This window comes from Mesobacillus sp. MER 48 (assembly GCF_023714225.1).
GTDB classification, from domain to species: Bacteria; Bacillota; Bacilli; order Bacillales; family Cytobacillaceae; genus Mesobacillus; species Mesobacillus oceanisediminis_A.
In genome coordinates, this window is record NZ_JAMAUR010000018.1 from 1 (window position 1) to 17,072 (window position 17,072).

Annotated in this window: 18 protein-coding genes, 1 tRNA gene, 1 other RNA gene and 1 other annotated feature; of the genes, 7 read left to right on the top strand and 13 right to left on the bottom strand. The window is 43.9% G+C overall.

What is annotated here, in order from left to right:
• Positions 1-399 precede the first annotated feature (399 nt).
• The 7 genes from M3593_RS23335 to tadA form a co-directional block, all read right to left on the bottom strand.
• Complete coding sequence (locus M3593_RS23335) at positions 400-663, bottom strand: pro-sigmaK processing inhibitor BofA family protein (protein ID WP_144481494.1); 264 nt, start codon at positions 661-663, stop codon at positions 400-402.
• A 70-nt stretch (positions 664-733) separates the two neighbouring features.
• Positions 734-955 carry a YaaL family protein gene (locus tag M3593_RS23340; protein WP_144481493.1) on the bottom strand — a complete coding sequence of 74 codons (222 nt, stop codon included), beginning with the start codon at positions 953-955 and terminating at the stop codon, positions 734-736.
• 36 nt (positions 956-991) lie between these two features.
• On the bottom strand, positions 992-1,588 hold the full coding sequence (recR, locus tag M3593_RS23345; RefSeq protein ID WP_144481492.1) for a recombination mediator RecR: 597 nt from the start codon (positions 1,586-1,588) through the stop codon (positions 992-994).
• 15 nt (positions 1,589-1,603) lie between these two features.
• Complete coding sequence (locus M3593_RS23350) at positions 1,604-1,930, bottom strand: YbaB/EbfC family nucleoid-associated protein (protein ID WP_251545018.1); 327 nt, start codon at positions 1,928-1,930, stop codon at positions 1,604-1,606.
• Between the two features lie 17 nt (positions 1,931-1,947).
• The gene (gene dnaX / locus M3593_RS23355) at positions 1,948-3,630 is read right to left on the bottom strand and encodes a DNA polymerase III subunit gamma/tau (RefSeq protein ID WP_251545019.1); all 1,683 of its coding nucleotides are present in this window, start codon (positions 3,628-3,630) and stop codon (positions 1,948-1,950) included.
• Positions 3,631-3,955: 325 nt separating this feature from the next.
• Positions 3,956-4,220: signal recognition particle sRNA large type (gene ffs / locus M3593_RS23360), an RNA gene on the bottom strand.
• 79 nt (positions 4,221-4,299) lie between these two features.
• Positions 4,300-4,821, bottom strand: a complete 522-nt coding sequence (tadA, locus tag M3593_RS23365) for a tRNA adenosine(34) deaminase TadA (protein WP_251545020.1) — start codon at positions 4,819-4,821, stop codon at positions 4,300-4,302.
• An 88-nt stretch (positions 4,822-4,909) separates the two neighbouring features.
• Between tadA and M3593_RS23370 the strand changes: the two genes are divergently transcribed.
• From M3593_RS23370 to M3593_RS23385, 4 genes are all read left to right on the top strand, one after another.
• Complete coding sequence (locus M3593_RS23370; protein WP_251545021.1) at positions 4,910-5,449, top strand: cysteine hydrolase family protein; 540 nt, start codon at positions 4,910-4,912, stop codon at positions 5,447-5,449.
• A gap of 62 nt (positions 5,450-5,511) precedes the next feature.
• Positions 5,512-6,795, top strand: a complete 1,284-nt coding sequence (locus M3593_RS23375) for a glycoside hydrolase family 18 protein (RefSeq protein WP_251545022.1) — start codon at positions 5,512-5,514, stop codon at positions 6,793-6,795.
• A gap of 216 nt (positions 6,796-7,011) precedes the next feature.
• Positions 7,012-7,653, top strand: coding sequence for a deoxynucleoside kinase (locus M3593_RS23380; RefSeq protein ID WP_144481487.1), 642 nt, complete (start codon positions 7,012-7,014; stop codon positions 7,651-7,653).
• Positions 7,650-8,318, top strand: coding sequence for a deoxynucleoside kinase (locus M3593_RS23385; protein WP_144481486.1), 669 nt, complete (start codon positions 7,650-7,652; stop codon positions 8,316-8,318). Before M3593_RS23380 ends, M3593_RS23385 begins: the two co-directional genes overlap by 4 nt.
• A 337-nt stretch (positions 8,319-8,655) precedes the next feature.
• On the opposite strand, the gene M3593_RS23390 is transcribed toward M3593_RS23385, so the two are convergent.
• A tRNA-Ser gene (locus M3593_RS23390) sits at positions 8,656-8,748 on the bottom strand.
• Between the two features lie 138 nt (positions 8,749-8,886).
• Between M3593_RS23390 and M3593_RS23395 the strand changes: the two genes are divergently transcribed.
• Positions 8,887-9,072: a hypothetical protein gene (locus M3593_RS23395; RefSeq protein WP_251545023.1), complete on the top strand. Its 186-nt coding sequence runs from the start codon at positions 8,887-8,889 to the stop codon at positions 9,070-9,072.
• A 36-nt stretch (positions 9,073-9,108) separates the two neighbouring features.
• On the opposite strand, the gene serS is transcribed toward M3593_RS23395, so the two are convergent.
• The 5 genes from serS to guaB all read right to left on the bottom strand — a co-directional run bounded on the left by serS (position 9,109) and on the right by guaB (position 15,430).
• Positions 9,109-10,389, bottom strand: coding sequence for a serine--tRNA ligase (gene serS, locus M3593_RS23400; RefSeq protein WP_144481484.1), 1,281 nt, complete (start codon positions 10,387-10,389; stop codon positions 9,109-9,111).
• Between the two features lie 66 nt (positions 10,390-10,455).
• Positions 10,456-10,671 (bottom strand) — a binding site (T-box leader).
• Between the two features lie 52 nt (positions 10,672-10,723).
• Positions 10,724-11,314 carry a pyridoxal 5'-phosphate synthase glutaminase subunit PdxT gene (pdxT, locus tag M3593_RS23405; protein ID WP_144481483.1) on the bottom strand — a complete coding sequence of 197 codons (591 nt, stop codon included), beginning with the start codon at positions 11,312-11,314 and terminating at the stop codon, positions 10,724-10,726.
• Between the two features lie 11 nt (positions 11,315-11,325).
• Entirely contained in the window at positions 11,326-12,207 is an 882-nt protein-coding gene (gene pdxS / locus M3593_RS23410) for a pyridoxal 5'-phosphate synthase lyase subunit PdxS (RefSeq protein WP_144481482.1), read from the bottom strand.
• 155 nt (positions 12,208-12,362) lie between these two features.
• The gene (locus M3593_RS23415) at positions 12,363-13,667 is read right to left on the bottom strand and encodes a serine hydrolase (protein ID WP_481825311.1); all 1,305 of its coding nucleotides are present in this window, start codon (positions 13,665-13,667) and stop codon (positions 12,363-12,365) included.
• Positions 13,668-13,963: 296 nt separating this feature from the next.
• Positions 13,964-15,430: an IMP dehydrogenase gene (guaB, locus tag M3593_RS23420; protein WP_251545024.1), complete on the bottom strand. Its 1,467-nt coding sequence runs from the start codon at positions 15,428-15,430 to the stop codon at positions 13,964-13,966.
• Between the two features lie 111 nt (positions 15,431-15,541).
• Here guaB and M3593_RS23425 point away from each other — a divergent pair, with 111 nt between their 5' ends.
• Complete coding sequence (locus M3593_RS23425) at positions 15,542-16,498, top strand: YaaC family protein (protein WP_251545025.1); 957 nt, start codon at positions 15,542-15,544, stop codon at positions 16,496-16,498.
• 114 nt (positions 16,499-16,612) lie between these two features.
• Positions 16,613-16,738: a hypothetical protein gene (locus M3593_RS24155; RefSeq protein WP_260983691.1), complete on the top strand. Its 126-nt coding sequence runs from the start codon at positions 16,613-16,615 to the stop codon at positions 16,736-16,738.
• Positions 16,739-17,072 lie beyond the last annotated feature (334 nt).

Genomic DNA, 17,072 nt, shown 5'->3' on the forward strand with positions numbered 1-17,072 from the left:
CCAGGATCAAACTCTCCAAGAAAGAGTTATGAGTTAGCTCATAAGTTAAAACGTTGGCTCATGTCTTCTATAATAGAAGCATGATAATTTATTGTTTGTTGACGCTTGTTTGTTTAGTTTTCAAAGAGCAATTTCAATGTCTCCCGTAGGCGGCTTAAATAATATACCATGCTGCCGCTATTTCGTCAACATCTTTTTTCATAAGTTATTAACGGCTGTTCAACAGCAACTTTTATATATTAACAACATCTGCTTGCCTGGTCAATAGATTTTTTACAAAAAGTTGTTTTCCCATTGATTGGTTTCTAATGGTGATTTCCGCGAAGACTTCTTAATTACTGATCCTAACACCAATGAGAAAATTAAAACGCCGCTTCTTCTAAAAGCGGCGTTCGTTCATTATATAATCCAAGTCTGGATTGCAACCAGGGCGAATACACCTGGGATTCCCAGCAATCCGGAGACTGCTGCGGTTGCAATGTTGATTGGCACGTAGATTCCGAAGCTGGTTCCGAAAGCGTTGAGAAAAAATAGAAAGAGGGCTCCGATCAGGATTTTCACTGCGCTCTGCCCGATGAGACGAAGCGGTTTTGTCGGCGCGCCTATGATGAGCAGCAACAGGATCAATCCGCCCAGGACCGATATGACAACTATAGGATCCATACTTATCCTCCTTACTTCAATGTCTTGTACAATTTTATGTACAAGTTATTGAAATAAGACCTTATTGCATTTATTTTGTCCTGATCGTGATTTTCCTGTGCTTTGCTTCTTTAAATAGAAAAAAGTACTTCGCTTCGGCAATCTTTGCTTCTGTGATGAACTCTTCTGACGGATCGAAGCTTCTTTCAACCAATAGCTTTTGATTATTCCAGTTCGTCTTCATGCTGTTCAGCTGTCCCAATAGTTTTTGGTCGAATTCTTTTCTTAGCCATTTCTTTTTGCGAAATAACATGACCTTCCTCCAGTAGAGCGCTTCTTGTATATAGAATTATACTTCCCGGCGGCCTTCGAGTGCTTTTGATAGCGTGACTTCATCTGCGTATTCAAGGTCCCCTCCGACAGGCAGACCATGGGCAATCCTTGTAATCTTGATTCCTGACGGTTTCAGGAGTCTTGAGATGTACATAGCCGTCGCTTCACCTTCGATATTAGGGTTCGTAGCAAGGATGACTTCCTGGACAGTTTCATCCTGAAGCCTTTTCAGCAGATCTGGTATATTGATATCTTCCGGGCCGATTCCATCCATTGGGGAAATAGCTCCATGAAGCACATGGTACAGGCCGTTGTATTCCTTCATTTTTTCCATCGCAATGACATCCTTGGGATCCTGGACCACGCATATAACACTGCGATCGCGGCGCTGGTCCTCGCAAATATAACATGGATCCTGGTCAGTGATATGACCGCAGACAGAGCAATATGTCAAATTGCGCTTCGCATTCACCAGGGCCTTCGCAAAATCCAATACGGTTTCTTCCTTCATGCTTAAGACGAAAAAAGCCAGACGTGCGGCTGTTTTTGGGCCGATACCTGGCAATTTCATAAAGCTGTCGATCAGCTTTGATATTGGTTCAGGATAATGCATTCTTATTTATTCCTCCTAGAACATTCCCCCAGGAAGGTTCATCCCTTTTGTGAATTGTCCCATTGTTTTGTTCGTTAATTCTTCTGCTTTCTTCAGTGCATCGTTTGTTGCAGCAAGTACTAGGTCCTGAAGCATTTCTACATCATCCGGATCAACGACTTCCGGCTTGATTTGCACATCGACGATTTCTTTGTGGCCAGTTACGATGACTGTTACCATACCGCCGCCTGCAGTTCCTTCAATTTTCTCTTCACCTAATTGAACCTGTGCTTCTTCCATTTTCTTTTGCATTTTTTGCATTTGCTTCATCATGTTTTGCATATTACCCATTCCACGCATCATATTAACGTCCTCCTATATTAATCTTGTATTTGTATTAATTCATCGCCAAATAATTTCTTGGCTTCAGCAATCAGCGGGTCTTCACTGGCAGCAGCTTGCCCTTCCGCTGATCCGTCGCCTCTTTGGCTGATAAAGTTTTCCCTTATTTTAAGCCACTGTTCTTCCGGCACACCGATGACCTGCAATCTTTTACCTGTGTAATCCAGCATCGCACCGCTGACAGTTTCAGTGAACCTGGTGTTTTCCATTGCCATCTGGCAGTGAATCTCATATTTGAATTTTATCACGACCGCCTCATCAGATGCAGCAACCGGTTCGGCTTCATTCAATAACGCAGCCTGCGAACGCATTTGCTTGGCAGCCAGCATTTCTAGCAAGTCTCCCCAGCGTCCCTTGATCGCTTGAAGATTAGGCTTTGTTGCACTTTTCAGTACCTCATTGATTTTTCCGGCCGGAGCCTGGAAACCTTTTCGGTTTGGACGCGGCGCTTTCTTGGCTGCAGCTGGTTCACTTGCTGCCACACCCGGGTTTTGCTGAAAATTCGCCAGCTTTTCTTCAAGCTGTTCGATCCTCTTCAATAAAGGTTCAACCTGTACATTGCTTGTCTGCACCTGAGCATCAAGCTGGCACAGTTTTACGATCGCGACTTCAAGGAAAATACGCGGATGGTTCGTCCAGCGCATTTCTTGCTGGGCTTTGTTCAAGACCTCAATCAATTCATATATTTGTGCGGAATCAATTTGATTGGCGAGTTCCTGGAAATCATGATCCAGCATCACTCGTTCCATGGCTTCTTCTAATCCTGGTGCTGCCTTGTAAAGGAGCATGTCGCGGTAAAAGAAGATCATGTCTTCTATGAATCTTGCCGGATCCTTTCCTTGTAAAAGAAGCTCATCCAATGCTTCCAGTCCAACAGCTGCATTTTTTTCATAAATTGCTTTGGCCAGCTGGTTGAGGAAGTTCTGTGATACTGTTCCTGTTACTGTGAGCGCATCTTCAATCGTCACTCGGTCCTGGCTGAACGAAATTGCCTGATCCAGCAGACTCAAGGCATCACGCATTCCGCCTTCCGCTGCCCTGGCAATGATTTGCAAGGCTGTGTCATCGCAATCCACTCCAGATTCCTCAACAATTTGCTTCATCCTGCCAACGATGGCCTGAGCCGTGATTCTCTTGAAATCAAATCGCTGGCATCGTGAAATGATTGTGAGTGGAATCTTATGGGGCTCAGTTGTAGCGAGGATAAAGATAACATGCTTTGGAGGCTCTTCAAGTGTTTTTAGCAAGGCGTTGAACGCTCCGATGGAAAGCATATGCACCTCATCGATGATATATACTTTATACTTCACGACGTTAGGGGCATATTTTACTTTGTCACGGATATCCCGGATTTCCTCGACACCGTTATTGGAAGCAGCGTCAATTTCGATCACATCGGGAATCGATCCATCGGTTATTCCCCGGCAGGCATCGCATTCATTGCAAGGCTCTGTTGTCGGAGCTTGTTCACAGTTAACCGCTTTTGCCAAAATTTTAGCAGCACTCGTTTTTCCAGTCCCCCTCGGGCCGGAAAAAAGGTAGGCATGTGATATTTTTTGTTGAAGCAGAGCGTTTTGCAGTGTCGTTGTTACATGTTCCTGTCCGACCACATCAATGAACTGCTGTGGACGCCAGACACGATATAATGCTTGGTAGGCCAATGACACCGCTCCCTTCGTTTTATTATCCTTCCTATTATAACGCAATTTTTGGGACATTTACACTTTTAGAAAGGCTCTTTTCTCAAACTTTATTGCTATTGACTACAAAATGGGATTCAATGACCTAGTTTTCTTTATAAAATTAAAGTTTATCATGAGAAAAGAGCTTGCACACTTAAATACGAACTGCAAAATGGCTTTATAGCACGTTAAAATCGGCTTTAAGATTTTAACAACAATCTTTACGAAAACAGTCTTTAGAAAAGAGAAATACAAAAAACTCATCTCCGTATAAGAGATGAGTTGAATGAATCATATTTAACTGCCGCGCACCTTCCGTCGACTGAATACCATAAGCGTTACTTAAGCAGTTAGCTCGGCCCAGGCAACCCTGCGGCACATGGGAGCGTCCACTTAATGCTGCTTCCTTCCGGACCTGACATGGTTCATGGATTCCCATTGCGCAGGACCCGGGCGTCAACACCACTTACTTAAGGCAGACCCTACAGTAAAACAGCCTCAGGAAGGGATTCATCCCCGCTAGAGCGGATTGCGGGTACAGGGCACCGCTACCTCCCCGACTAGCACGGCAAAATTGAAACCATATTTAGTTGTGTCTCAAGGACACATACATAGTATACTAACTCTGCCCATAAAAATCAATGTTTATCAGCTGTCAATTCCTGTATGCTGTACCATCGCCTGTTTTGCCTGTTTCTTTTTCTGTTTTTTCTCTTCACGGAGCTTTCTGAAAAAATCGGACAATAATGCTCCGCACTCCTCTTTTAACACACCTGACACAACTTCACTTTGATGATTGAAACGCTCATCCTGGAGAATGTTCATGAAGGTGCCGGCACAGCCGCCTTTTGGATCTGCTGCACCATAGACCACTTTTTTTACCCGGGAGAGCATGATTGCCCCTGCACACATTGGACAAGGCTCCAGTGTAACGTACAGAACGGCATCTTCAAGCCGCCAAGTGCCGAGTTTCTTGCAGGCTTCGTCAATCGCCAGTACTTCAGCATGGGCGATTGAGCTTTGTTTTGTTTCGCGGAGATTGTGTGCCCTGGCGATGACCTCCCCGTCCAGGACAATGACTGCCCCAATCGGCACCTCGCCTATCTGCCCTGCTTTTTTTGCCTCTTCAATTGCTTCTAGCATATATCTTTCATCTGGAGTATATTCCATCTTTTCCTCCATTAAGGTGTTTTATATTTCCAACTGGTTTAATAATCCCCTGCCGGTAAAAATATAAAGGAGAAGGAGAGGATTATTCATGCCAAAGACTGCCCTGTTGATCATCGATATGATCAATGACTTTAATTTTGATGCAGGGGAAGCCCTCGCTAAAAATACAGAAAACATCATCGATCCGATTTTAAATTTAAAGAAATCTTTCAATGAAAGGGACATGCCTGTCATCTATATTAATGACCATTATAATCTATGGCAGGCTGATTTTGAAAAAATCATGGATTATTGCTCGAATGAAACGAGCGAGGACATCATTAAAAAAATCGCTCCTGAAAAGAACAAGGACTATTTCCTGATCAAGCCGAAGCACTCCGCTTTTTATGGAACCGCACTGCATACTTTGCTTCAGCAGCTAAAGGTTGATACCCTTGTCCTTTCGGGGATCGCCGGGAACATTTGCGTTCTTTTCACCGCGAATGATGCGTATATGCGTGAATACAATCTCATCATACCAGAGGACTTCATTGCCTCTAATGATGATAAGGACAACCAATACGCGCTGACCATGATGAAAAATGTCCTGTCAGCCGATACAAGACCTTCTAAGGAGCTTGATTTATAACATACTGCATTTTCTTCCTTCATACAATGGTGGTAGCGCTAAAATGCCAGGGAGGGAAGAAGATGCAAATCCATGTGGTTCAGCAAGGACAGACGTTGACACAGATTGCTCAATTATACGGGTCGTCTGTTGCGGATATAACCGAGGCAAATGAACTGCCTAACCCAAATAATCTAGTCGTTGGCCAGGCGATGGTCATTCCGATTGTCGGAAGTTTCTATTTTGTCCAGCCAGGAGACAGCTTGTGGTCCATTTCCCGAAGGTTCGGAACCACACCCCAGGAGCTTGCCCGGATCAATGCAATTTCGGTGAACCAGGCGCTCTCAGTTGGTTTCCGGCTTTATATACCGCAACAGCCAAAATCAAATGCCGAATTCAATGCGTATGTAGAACCGCGCGGAAATACAGTTGCCCCTGCTCTGGAAACGGCGGCACGGGAAGCTGCCCCTTATTTGACATATCTTGCTCCATTCAGTTTCCAGGCCCTTCGTGACGGTACTTTGAAGGAGCCTCTATTGAACAATTTCCCGGCCATCGCCAAGGCAAACAATAATATATTGATGATGGTCATAACTAACCAGGAAAATGACCAGTTCAGTGATGAGCTTGGGCGTATCTTACTGAATGATATGGCCATTCAGGATAAATTCCTGAACAATATCGTTGCTACCGCTAAAAAATATGGCTTCCGCGATATCCATTTTGATTTTGAATTCCTGCGTCCAGCAGACCGTGAAGCCTATAACACTTTCCTGCGAAAAGCCCGGGATCGGTTCAAACAGGAGGGCTGGTTCATTTCCACTGCATTAGCTCCTAAAACGAGCGCTGCCCAGACTGGTGCCTGGTATACTGCTCACGACTACAAAACACATGGGGAAATAGTCGATTTCGTCGTCATCATGACCTATGAATGGGGTTATAGCGGCGGACCTGCCCAGGCAGTATCCCCGATTGGCCCTGTCCGTGAGGTGCTGGAGTATGCCGCGAGTGAAATGCCTTCACAAAAAATCATGATGGGCCAGAACCTTTATGGATACGATTGGACTCTGCCATTTGTCCAGGGATCTATCGCCCGCGCCGTCAGTCCACAGCAGGCCATCCAGATCGCAGCAGATAATAACGTCGCGATCCAATACAACACAGTGTCTCAGGCACCGACATTCCGATATACGGCATCTGACGGAAAACAGCATGAAGTCTGGTTTGAGGATGCGCGTTCCATTCAGGCAAAATTCGACCTGATCAAGGAACTGAACCTGAGAGGCATGAGTTATTGGAAGCTCGGCCTTTCCTTTCCGCAAAACTGGCTGCTCATCCAGGAAAATTTCAACGTAGTGAAAAGATAAGACTTTATGCCCCGAATGACTGTTAAAAATTTTTTACAAATTCCGATAATATATGACAGGCGCAGTATTTATGCGGCTGTCTTCTTTTTTTGCTAAAATTGCCTCTAAATATAGCATATCCATTCCATGTACTGGTGTGATAAAATGAATTTTGCGCGATTTAACTGACAGAAATGTAAAAAAAGATACAGATACAACGGAGAGGGAGGACATGTTGTGGAAGGAACACCTTTTATAACGGTTGAAGGACCGATTGGGATCGGCAAAACGTCACTGGCTAGAGCCATTTCCGAACGATTCCAATTTGCACTTTTAAAAGAAATTGTCGATGAAAATCCATTTTTGGGGAAGTTTTACGATAACATCGAAGAATGGAGTTTCCAGACAGAAATGTTTTTCCTCTGCAATCGATATAAGCAGCTTGGAGATATTAATGAACATTACCTCAGCCAGGACAAGCCTGTCGTAGCTGATTATCATATCATGAAAAACCTCATTTTCGCCCAGCGCACATTGAATGAGCAGGAATACAAAAAATACTTAGATATTTATCAAATCCTGACAAAAGATATGCCTAAGCCTAATGTCATCATTTATCTTAATGCAAGCCTCGATACATTGCTGAAGCGCATCAAGATGCGCGGCCGCGAAGTCGAAAAAAACATCAGTCCATTATATCTAGAGCAATTATCTCTTGATTATGAACAAGCAATGCTTCAATTTGAGCAAGACCATCCAGAAATCCCAGTCCTCCGTTTCAGCGGCGATGATCTGGATTTTGTCAAGCATGAAGAAGATCTTCAGCTGATCATTGACCAGCTAACCGCATCATTAAGAAAAAGGAGCGTACAACCATGAATTTAAGAACAAAATATGACATCCCGGCTAATGCCGTCATCACGATTGCCGGTACAGTTGGAGTCGGCAAATCTACCATGACGAATGCATTGGCGGATGCCCTAAGGTTCCGTACATCCTTTGAAAAGGTAGATACAAATCCTTACCTTGATAAGTTTTATGCTGATTTTGAACGATGGAGCTTCCACCTGCAAATTTACTTCCTGGCTGAGCGTTTCAAGGAACAAAAAAGAATTTTTGAATACGGCGGCGGTTTTATCCAGGATCGTTCGATTTATGAAGATACAGGCATTTTTGCAAAAATGCATTATGAAAAAGGCACAATGTCCCCGGTGGACTACGAAACATATAAGAGCCTTTTCGACGCAATGGTCATGACTCCGTATTTCCCGCATCCTGACCTGCTGATCTATCTGGAAGGTTCAATCGACGACATTCTTGAGCGCATCAAGCTAAGAGGACGTCCCATGGAACAGCAGACACCGATCAGTTATTGGGAAGAAATGCATGCCCGCTATGAGAACTGGATCAATAACTTTAACGCTTGCCCTGTCCTGCGCTTGAATATCAATGATTACGATTTGTTTAACAATCCGGAATCCATTGAACCAATTGTGGAGAAAATCGCGGCACATATCAAACAAACTCAATTATTGAAAAAGTAAAACCGCCATTTGGCGGTTTTTATTTTGTAAGAAAAAGATACTCGTGAAAGTGTGAGAATTCATAAGTGATGATATTTTAGCTATGTATAGTTTTTAAAGCAAAAATAAGAGGAGATATTCCGGTTAACTGTTCTATATAAGACAAAATCCAATGAGTTGAATTTAATAAATGAAAAGGAAATAAGGGAAGCTCCAAATTTTAGTGAAGTTTATCCGTTTATTTCTCTACTATCAACGTCCAGTTATAATATATAAAAAAACCCGCTACATAGTAACGGGTTTCCTTACACAATCTCCAAATTGTTTTATGCGTTAATGCTTTAATTGAAAAATTAAATGGAGGAGGTAGAGGGATTCGAACCCCCGCGCGGTGTTACCCGCCTGTCGGTTTTCAAGACCGATCCCTTCAGCCGGACTTGGGTATACCTCCGAGACAAGAAATATAATATCACGTATTCAAAAACGAGTCAACAATTCTTTAAAAGTTTTTTTGGGCAGGAATGAATCCTGCCCAAAAGAAAAGCGGAAACGCCTTGGTCAGCTCCGACAAGCGCTGGAGGGCCGACCAGTGAAGTCGTTCTTTGACTTCATTGGACGGACCGAAATCGAAATGTATAGCCGACTGCCCAGAAACGCAGAAACTGGAGACTCCGACAAAGAAGCGCTTTTTGCTTCTGCCGGCGGAGTTGAAGTTTCGGAGTTTTTAGGAGGCGAAACTGGACAAGCAACTCGAGGAGCTAGGCGTTGGATCTAGACACTAATCAAAGTTTAAACCGCTTATTAATGAAACTTATTCAGGAGCAATAACTTCCCTATTGCCCATGTATGGACGCAGTGCTTCTGGAATGATGACACTTCCATCAGCCTGCTGGTAGTTCTCGAGAATCGCGGCAACTGTACGGCCAATCGCAAGGCCTGATCCGTTCAAGGTATGCACATGTTCAGGCTTTGCCTTAGGCTCGCGGCGGAACCGGATATTCGCACGTCTTGCCTGGAAGCTTTCAAAGTTACTGCAAGAAGAGATTTCCCTATACGTGCCGTAGCTTGGAATCCAGACTTCGATATCATACTTCTTAGCAGCAGTAAAGCCGAGGTCAGCAGAGCACATGCTCAAAACGCGGTATGGCAGGCCTAACAGCTGAAGCACCTTTTCGGCGTGTCCAGTCAGCTTTTCCAGCTCGTCATAAGAGTCTTCAGGCTTAACAAACTTCACCAACTCCACTTTGTTGAACTGATGCTGGCGGATCAAACCGCGTGTATCTCGTCCGGCGGATCCTGCCTCAGAACGGAAACATGCACTGTATGCTGCATAATTGACTGGCAGCTCTTCACCGCTCAGGATCTCGTCACGGTGCATATTCGTGACAGGCACCTCGGCTGTCGGGATCAGGAAGTAATCTTCGCTCTCGATGCGGAATGCATCCTCTTCAAACTTAGGCAGCTGTCCTGTTCCTGTCATGCTTGCGCGGTTGACCATGTACGGAGGAAGGATTTCCTTGTAGCCATGCTCATCCACATGCAGGTCAAGCATGAAGCTCATCAATGCGCGCTCAAGGCGTGCGCCTAAGCCTTTGTAAAAGACAAAACGGCTGCCTGTTACTTTTCCTGCACGTTCAAAATCAAGGATTTTCAGATGGTCTGCGATTTCCCAGTGCGGCTTAGCTTCAAATTCAAAGTCACGGACTTCGCCCCATTTGCGAATTTCCACGTTATCGTCTTCTGTTTCGCCAACCGGAACACTTTCATGCGGGATATTCGGAATGCTAAGCATCAATGCCTCGAGCTCTTCCTCGACCTCACGCAATTGATCATCCAGCACCTTGATTTTGTCGCCTACTTCACGCATTTCCGCAATCAGGTGGTCTGCATCCTGCTTTTCACGCTTAAGCTGCGCAACCTGCTGGGATACTTCATTCCTCCTGCTCTTCAGCTGTTCAGCTTCAAGGATCAATTCCCTGCGCTTGACATCCAGGTCCTCAAACTTTCCAAAATCAGTCAAGTCTTCGCCACGGTGCTGAAGCTTCTGTTTTACTTCTTCAAAATTCGCCCTTAAATACTTTACGTCTAACACTGCGAATCCCTCCCTTTTTGATATGCAGTAAAAAGCTTTTGATAAAATAAAAAACTCCCGTCCCCAAAAAGGGACGAGAGTTAACCCGCGTTGCCACCCTAGTTGAAGGCAAAAATGCCTTCCACTCATAAAATAACGGTTTTTACCGAGAGTATTTACTGGCCATATGGCGTTCCATACTCTGCTCGAGGGCGGATTCGTTTGTTCCAGACACCGGTTTGCACCAACCACCGGTTCTCTTCGGAATGGAAACAAGCTACTATTCCCTCTCATCGCTTTTACTATCGAATTTTAATTCATAATTTACTACAATTATGTTCAGCATGCAAGCAGTTTATGCAAAATTTTTACTCTTAGACTCTTCTACCATTTTAACAAAGTAATTCATGAGCCGAAAATCATCTGTCAATTCCGGATGGAAGGAACAGCCGAGGAATTGACCATCACGGGCAGCGACAATCCTGTCATTATGCTTTGCAAGCACTTCGACATTCTCACCCGCTTCCACGATATGAGGAGCCCGGATGAATACGGCGGAAAAATTGTCAGCCACTCCGGAAATATCGATATCTGCTTCAAAACTCTCACGCTGGCGCCCGAACGAGTTGCGTTCCACTTTCACATCCATGACACCGATATGCGGTTCATCATAGCCAACCAGGTCGTTCGACAGCAAGATCAATCCTGCGCAGGTCCCGAACATTGGCTTGCCATCTGCAGCGAATTTTTTCAACTCGTCCATGAATCCATACTTATCAATCAGACGGCGAATGGCCGTGCTTTCTCCGCCTGGAATGATCAATCCGTCTATCTCTTCCAGCTGACCGGGACGTTTAACAACTACGCCCTCTGCCCCAGAAGCCTCGATTGCCCATATATGCTCACGGACAGCCCCTTGAAGGCCTAGTACTCCGATTTTCACCATATTGATACTCCTTACCAGCCGCGATCCTGCATGCGGGCTTCAGGGGCCAATGATGAAATCTCCATGCCCTTCATCGGGATGCCAAGGCCTTTCGAAATGTTCGCAATCAATTCATAATCCTGATAATGTGTCGTTGCTTCGACAATTGCCTTTGCAAACTTCGCTGGATTATCAGATTTGAAGATACCAGATCCAACAAATACTCCATCAGCACCAAGCTGCATCATCAATGCTGCATCTGCGGGCGTTGCTACGCCTCCTGCTGCAAAGTTGACGACCGGGAGACGTCCAAGCTCCTTGATTTCAAGAAGAAGCTCATATGGCGCTCCAAGAAGCTTAGCTTCTGTCATAAGCTCATCAATATCCATTGCGACTACTTTGCGAACCTGTGCGTTCACCTTGCGGATATGGCGAACAGCTTCAACGATGTTTCCAGTGCCTGGCTCACCCTTTGTACGAAGCATGGATGCTCCCTCGCCAATCCTTCTGGCTGCTTCGCCAAGATCGCGGCATCCGCAGACAAACGGAACTGTGTAATCTCTTTTATTCAGGTGGTACTCCTCATCTGCCGGAGTCAAAACTTCACTTTCATCGATATAATCAACGCCCATTGCTTCTAGCACACGTGCTTCTACAATATGTCCAATCCTTGCTTTTGCCATAACGGGAATCGTGACAGCACCCATCACTTCTTCAACGATTCTCGGGTCAGCCATTCTTGCTACACCGCCAGCTGCACGGATATCTGAAGGAACACGCTCAAGTGCCATTACGGCAACCGCACCTGCTTCTTCAGCAATCTTTGCCTGCTCGGCATTGACAACATCCATAATGACGCCGCCCTTTTGCATTTCTGCCATACCACGTTTAACACGATCAGTACCTGTCCTCATTCTTACTCCCCCTTGTCCCTTTTAAGGGATTACTATGTAAAGCAAATACAAATAACTGGATATTCGGACTTTTTTAGTCGGAATTACAGCTACCCCTATTGAAAATAAACAATAAAAAAGGTTTCCTGTCAAGACAGGAAACCTTTGATTATTCATTAAAACCAACCTTTTACCGTATCAGCAACGCCGCCAAACAGGTCTCCAAAGAACCCGCCGATTCCACGCATTGTAAGCACGAACCAGTTTGCTTTTTCCACGCTTTCAGCAGCAACGACTGGAACCTGAATTTCTTTTTGGCCATCTTCAGTCAGGAAGCTGATCTTTTCATCTTGGGTATTCTTAACAGTCATATAGCCGACTTGTTCGCCTTTTTTGATTGGAGCAGTCAGCTCACCATCTTTGTTAAGCTTCTTTTTATCCAGAACGAGCACTGGCTTATATTGATCTTTTTCGCCATTTCTGATTACCATGGAGATCGCCTTTTTTGACTGGATCTTCACGCTGTCTTCCTTGCCCTTCGTTACCGGAAGAGTTTTCTTGCCTTTCACCTGATAATTCTTTTTCACAAGCTCTTCTTCTGTAAAATTACTGAAAGCAAAATCAAGGATTTTACGAGTCTCAGCAAAACGGCTGTCCTTAGAGTCCGCCTTCATCACAACAGAGATGACTCTCTGGCCATTCTTCATCGCAGTAGCAGTAAAACCATAGCCAGCAAAATCAGTAGAACCCGTCTTCAGGCCATCGACACCCTCGTATTGATAAATAAGGCCTGGAAGCATCCAGTTAAAGTTCTTGTACTCACGGCCATCACGGAATTTCAATGCAGGCATACTTGCTGTTTCCAAAACCTCTGGGTAATCCTTCAATAGTCGGTAGGCAAGCTTGGCCATTGAACGTGCAGACATGACATTTTCTTCATCAGGATTGCCTGCAGGATGCTGGCCTAATAGATCCTTATTGTTCAAGCCTGAGGAGTTGACGAATTTATAATCCTTCAAGCCTAACTCGGCTGCTTTTTTGTTCATTTTTTCAACATGGTTTTTCTCAGTTCCAGAAAGAACCTCAGCAAGTGCAACCGTTGCTGCATTTCCGGAATGGATCGCCATCGCTTCATATAATTCTTTTACCGTATAATCTTCACCTTGGGTCAAGCCAACATTTGAAAGGCCAGGTGCAGCTGACAGCTTGTGGACATACTCGTTGATCTTGACCTTCTGATCCCACTTCAGCTTTCCTTCTTTGACCGCTTCAAGAACCATATATTCTGTCATCATCTTGGACATGGAAGCCACACCAAGGACAACATCGGAATTTTTCTCATATAATACTCTTCCAGTTTCCGCATCTACCAGCATAGCTGCTTCGGCATCAATGCCGAGTTGACCCTCTGCTGCTTCAGCTTCCATTGAAAATCCTGAAAACATTGTTGTGATCGTTAGAATGAATGCTGCAAAAAACATTGAAAGCTGTTTCTGTTTACGATTCAAGACGAATTTCCCTCCATAATTTTGAAATAATCTATAAAACTTGCATTTTTTTCTACCCTTTAAAAAATCACACCCGTATAGTTTACCATAAAAAAAACGAAAAAAATAGACAGAGAATAGTCACTCTGTCTATTGTAAAATCAGGAAAAAACAGACCCGAAACAGGATAAAAGTCTTAGTCCCTGTCTGTTTTTCCTTTATTTAATTTTCTTTTTCGTAAACTTGCTGCTTATACAACGTAAGTAAAACCTGATTTTCCAGGCTTTGAATTATGACATGGAATAGTTTGGAGCTTCCTTCGTGATCTGGACGTCATGCGGGTGGCTCTCTCTCAAACCTGCGCCCGTCATTCTTACGAATTGAGCATTTTCCCTTAATTCTTGAAGGTTTGCCGTTCCGCAGTATCCCATGCCCGAACGGATGCCGCCGATCAGCTGATAGATTGTGTCTGTAAGGGGTCCTTTGTAAGGAATTCTTCCTTCAATGCCCTCTGGAACAAACTTCTTGTTGTCTTCCTGGAAGTAACGATCCTTCGATCCTTTTTCCATCGCAGCAACTGAACCCATACCACGGTACACTTTGAAGCGTCTTCCCTGGTAGATTTCAGTTTCACCTGGACTCTCAGTGACACCAGCCAGCAAGCTTCCAAGCATGACTGCATGCCCTCCGGCGGCTAGTGCTTTCACGATATCTCCGGAGTATTTGATGCCTCCATCGGCAATGATTGCCTTGCCATGCTTGCGTGCTTCTGTCGCACAATCATACACAGCTGTAATTTGCGGCACACCTACACCGGCAACGACTCGCGTAGTACAGATCGAACCAGGTCCAATGCCAACCTTCACGATATCTGCCCCAGCCTCAATCAGATCTTTTGTCGCTTCTGCTGTCGCGACATTTCCGGCGATAATATTAAGTTCTGGGTAGGCTTCACGGATTTGTTTTACTGTTTCAATTACACCCTTCGAATGCCCATGCGCTGTATCAACAACAATGACATCCACATGTGATTTCACCAGCATCTCAACACGCTTCATCGTATCGGCTGTTACCCCGACTGCGGCTCCGCATAATAATCGGCCTTTGTTATCCTTCGAAGAATTCGGGAACTCAATCACTTTTTCGATATCCTTAATGGTGATGAGGCCTTTCAAAACACCTTCGTCATTTACTAGTGGGAGTTTTTCAATCTTATGGCGCTGAAGGATTTGTTCTGCTTCCTGAAGGGTTGTACCTACAGAAGCAGTCACCAGATTCGTTTTAGTCATGACTTCCTCAATTTTAATGGAGTAATCCTGGATAAAACGCATATCACGATTCGTAATGATTCCAACAAGTTTTTGCTCTTCTTTGTTATTGACAATCGGAACACCGGAAATGCGATATTTCCCCATCAGATGTTCAGCATCATATACTTGATGCTCTGGGGTTAAAAAGAAAGGATCAGTGATGACACCACTTTCAGAGCGCTTTACCTTATCAACCTGATCTGCCTGGGCTTCAATGGACATGTTTTTATGGATGATGCCCAGACCCCCCTGCCTTGCGATGGAAATCGCCAATTCAGCTTCTGTTACTGTATCCATGCCGGCACTGATGATCGGAATATTCAATCCCAGTGTCTCTGTCAGGCTGACCTTGAGGCTGACATCCTTTGGTAAAACCTCCGATTTAGCTGGCACCAATAGTACATCATCAAACGTTAATCCTTCTTTTACAAACTTACTTTCCCACATAGTAAATGCCCCCCTTTAAGAAAATATTATTTGTAGGTTATCAATTGGTTAAAATACTGTCAAGGACGTTGTTATTAGTTAGATTTTTCAGTTAACTTGGAGGTTTTTTATGTGTCTTTGCCTTATAAAGATTGGAATAGCTATACACTCTTCTTTTCAGCCGAATATTCACAAGATTTTCTAAAAAAATGTTACCGGAAAATCAATCTCGAGCAGCCTGACCTGAAGAGCTTTGAAAACTGCTATCCCTTTATGTATTATCTCGAACATGGGAAGCTTTATTATGAACAGGCAGAAAAATCGCCGCTGGCCATCCAGCCCATTTTGCTTTTCTATGGACTTGTCCATCTTATCAAAGCATGCATCCTGACAGTTGAACCAGATTACCCTGAGACGACTTCCGTTCTTGCTCACGGTGTTTCGACAAGAAAGCGTAAAAAGCAACAATATCGATTCTTGGATGATGAGGTGAAATTCCAAAAGAATGGCCTATTTTCGCTTATGGCTGAAAAGATGTTCCACATGAAACAATTGGAAGGAGAAAAAGCAACAATGGGTGACGTGATGGAACGGATTCCTGAACTCTCTGGCATCTATGCATCACTAAGAGGGAAGCAAAATTTTGAAAAGCTGCAATCTGAACAGGATTCACTTTACTCCCTGCCTATGTCCATATTGGATCACTTTCATATGACTGAAAATCGTTTCAAGGAATTCTTTCAACTTAAGTCATCCATTCCCGTATCTTTCAAAGAAAAAAGTAATGGCAATCTCAAGTTCGAGGCTAACCTTGATGCCTCGGCTGAGCCCATTCCGTTAAAATTCAACCTGGAGGAAAAACAATACGTCCTCCCACTCAATAAAGGAGAATTTTTAATGTTTCCGGAGCTCCTTTTGCATTATTTATTGCTATATAATCTTGGCATGATAGCCCGTTATGAAACAGAATGGTGGAGTGAGTTGATCAAAATGATGCCCAATGAAGACTATCCATTGATTCAGACATTTTTACAATCAACAATTAAAAAGGGGCCTTACTTAATTTACCAGTACCTTATGCACAAGTGATTACCACAGGGTTTAAAGTACTTTAAAAGTTTACGGTAAATGCTGAAATGTTTAGATAGGCTTGTATCGGGAATTTCATATACATGGACATTTAATATCCGAGGAGGTTGTAATTTGGATAGAAAAAAACTGATGATGACGACTGTTGCTCTAGGGACAGCATACTTGCTAAAAGACCAAAAGTCACGCGCAAAGGTGATGGATCAATTACAATCACTGGGTAAAAAGAAGAAAAGATAACGAAGAAAACCCTCTGAGGATTCAGAGGGTTTTTGTATTATGCTTTTAATTCACACCCTGGAGGTGGTTCGGCGTTACCCTGGATATTGCCTAAAAAAGAGAAGTTCCTGGAACGAAATTATTTTAAAGAGCCTAAAATTATAGCCAAACGTTAAAATTTTAAATCATATAGCGGTTACGAGCGGTTCATGAATATTCATTTTATATTTTTATTGGCGATTTTTTGATTTTATCGACCACATTTTCGAATTTATCGGCGGATTTACAAATATATCGGCCAAATCCAGAGATATATCAACCACTTTGCCAAAGATATCAACCAACCTGGCTAAAC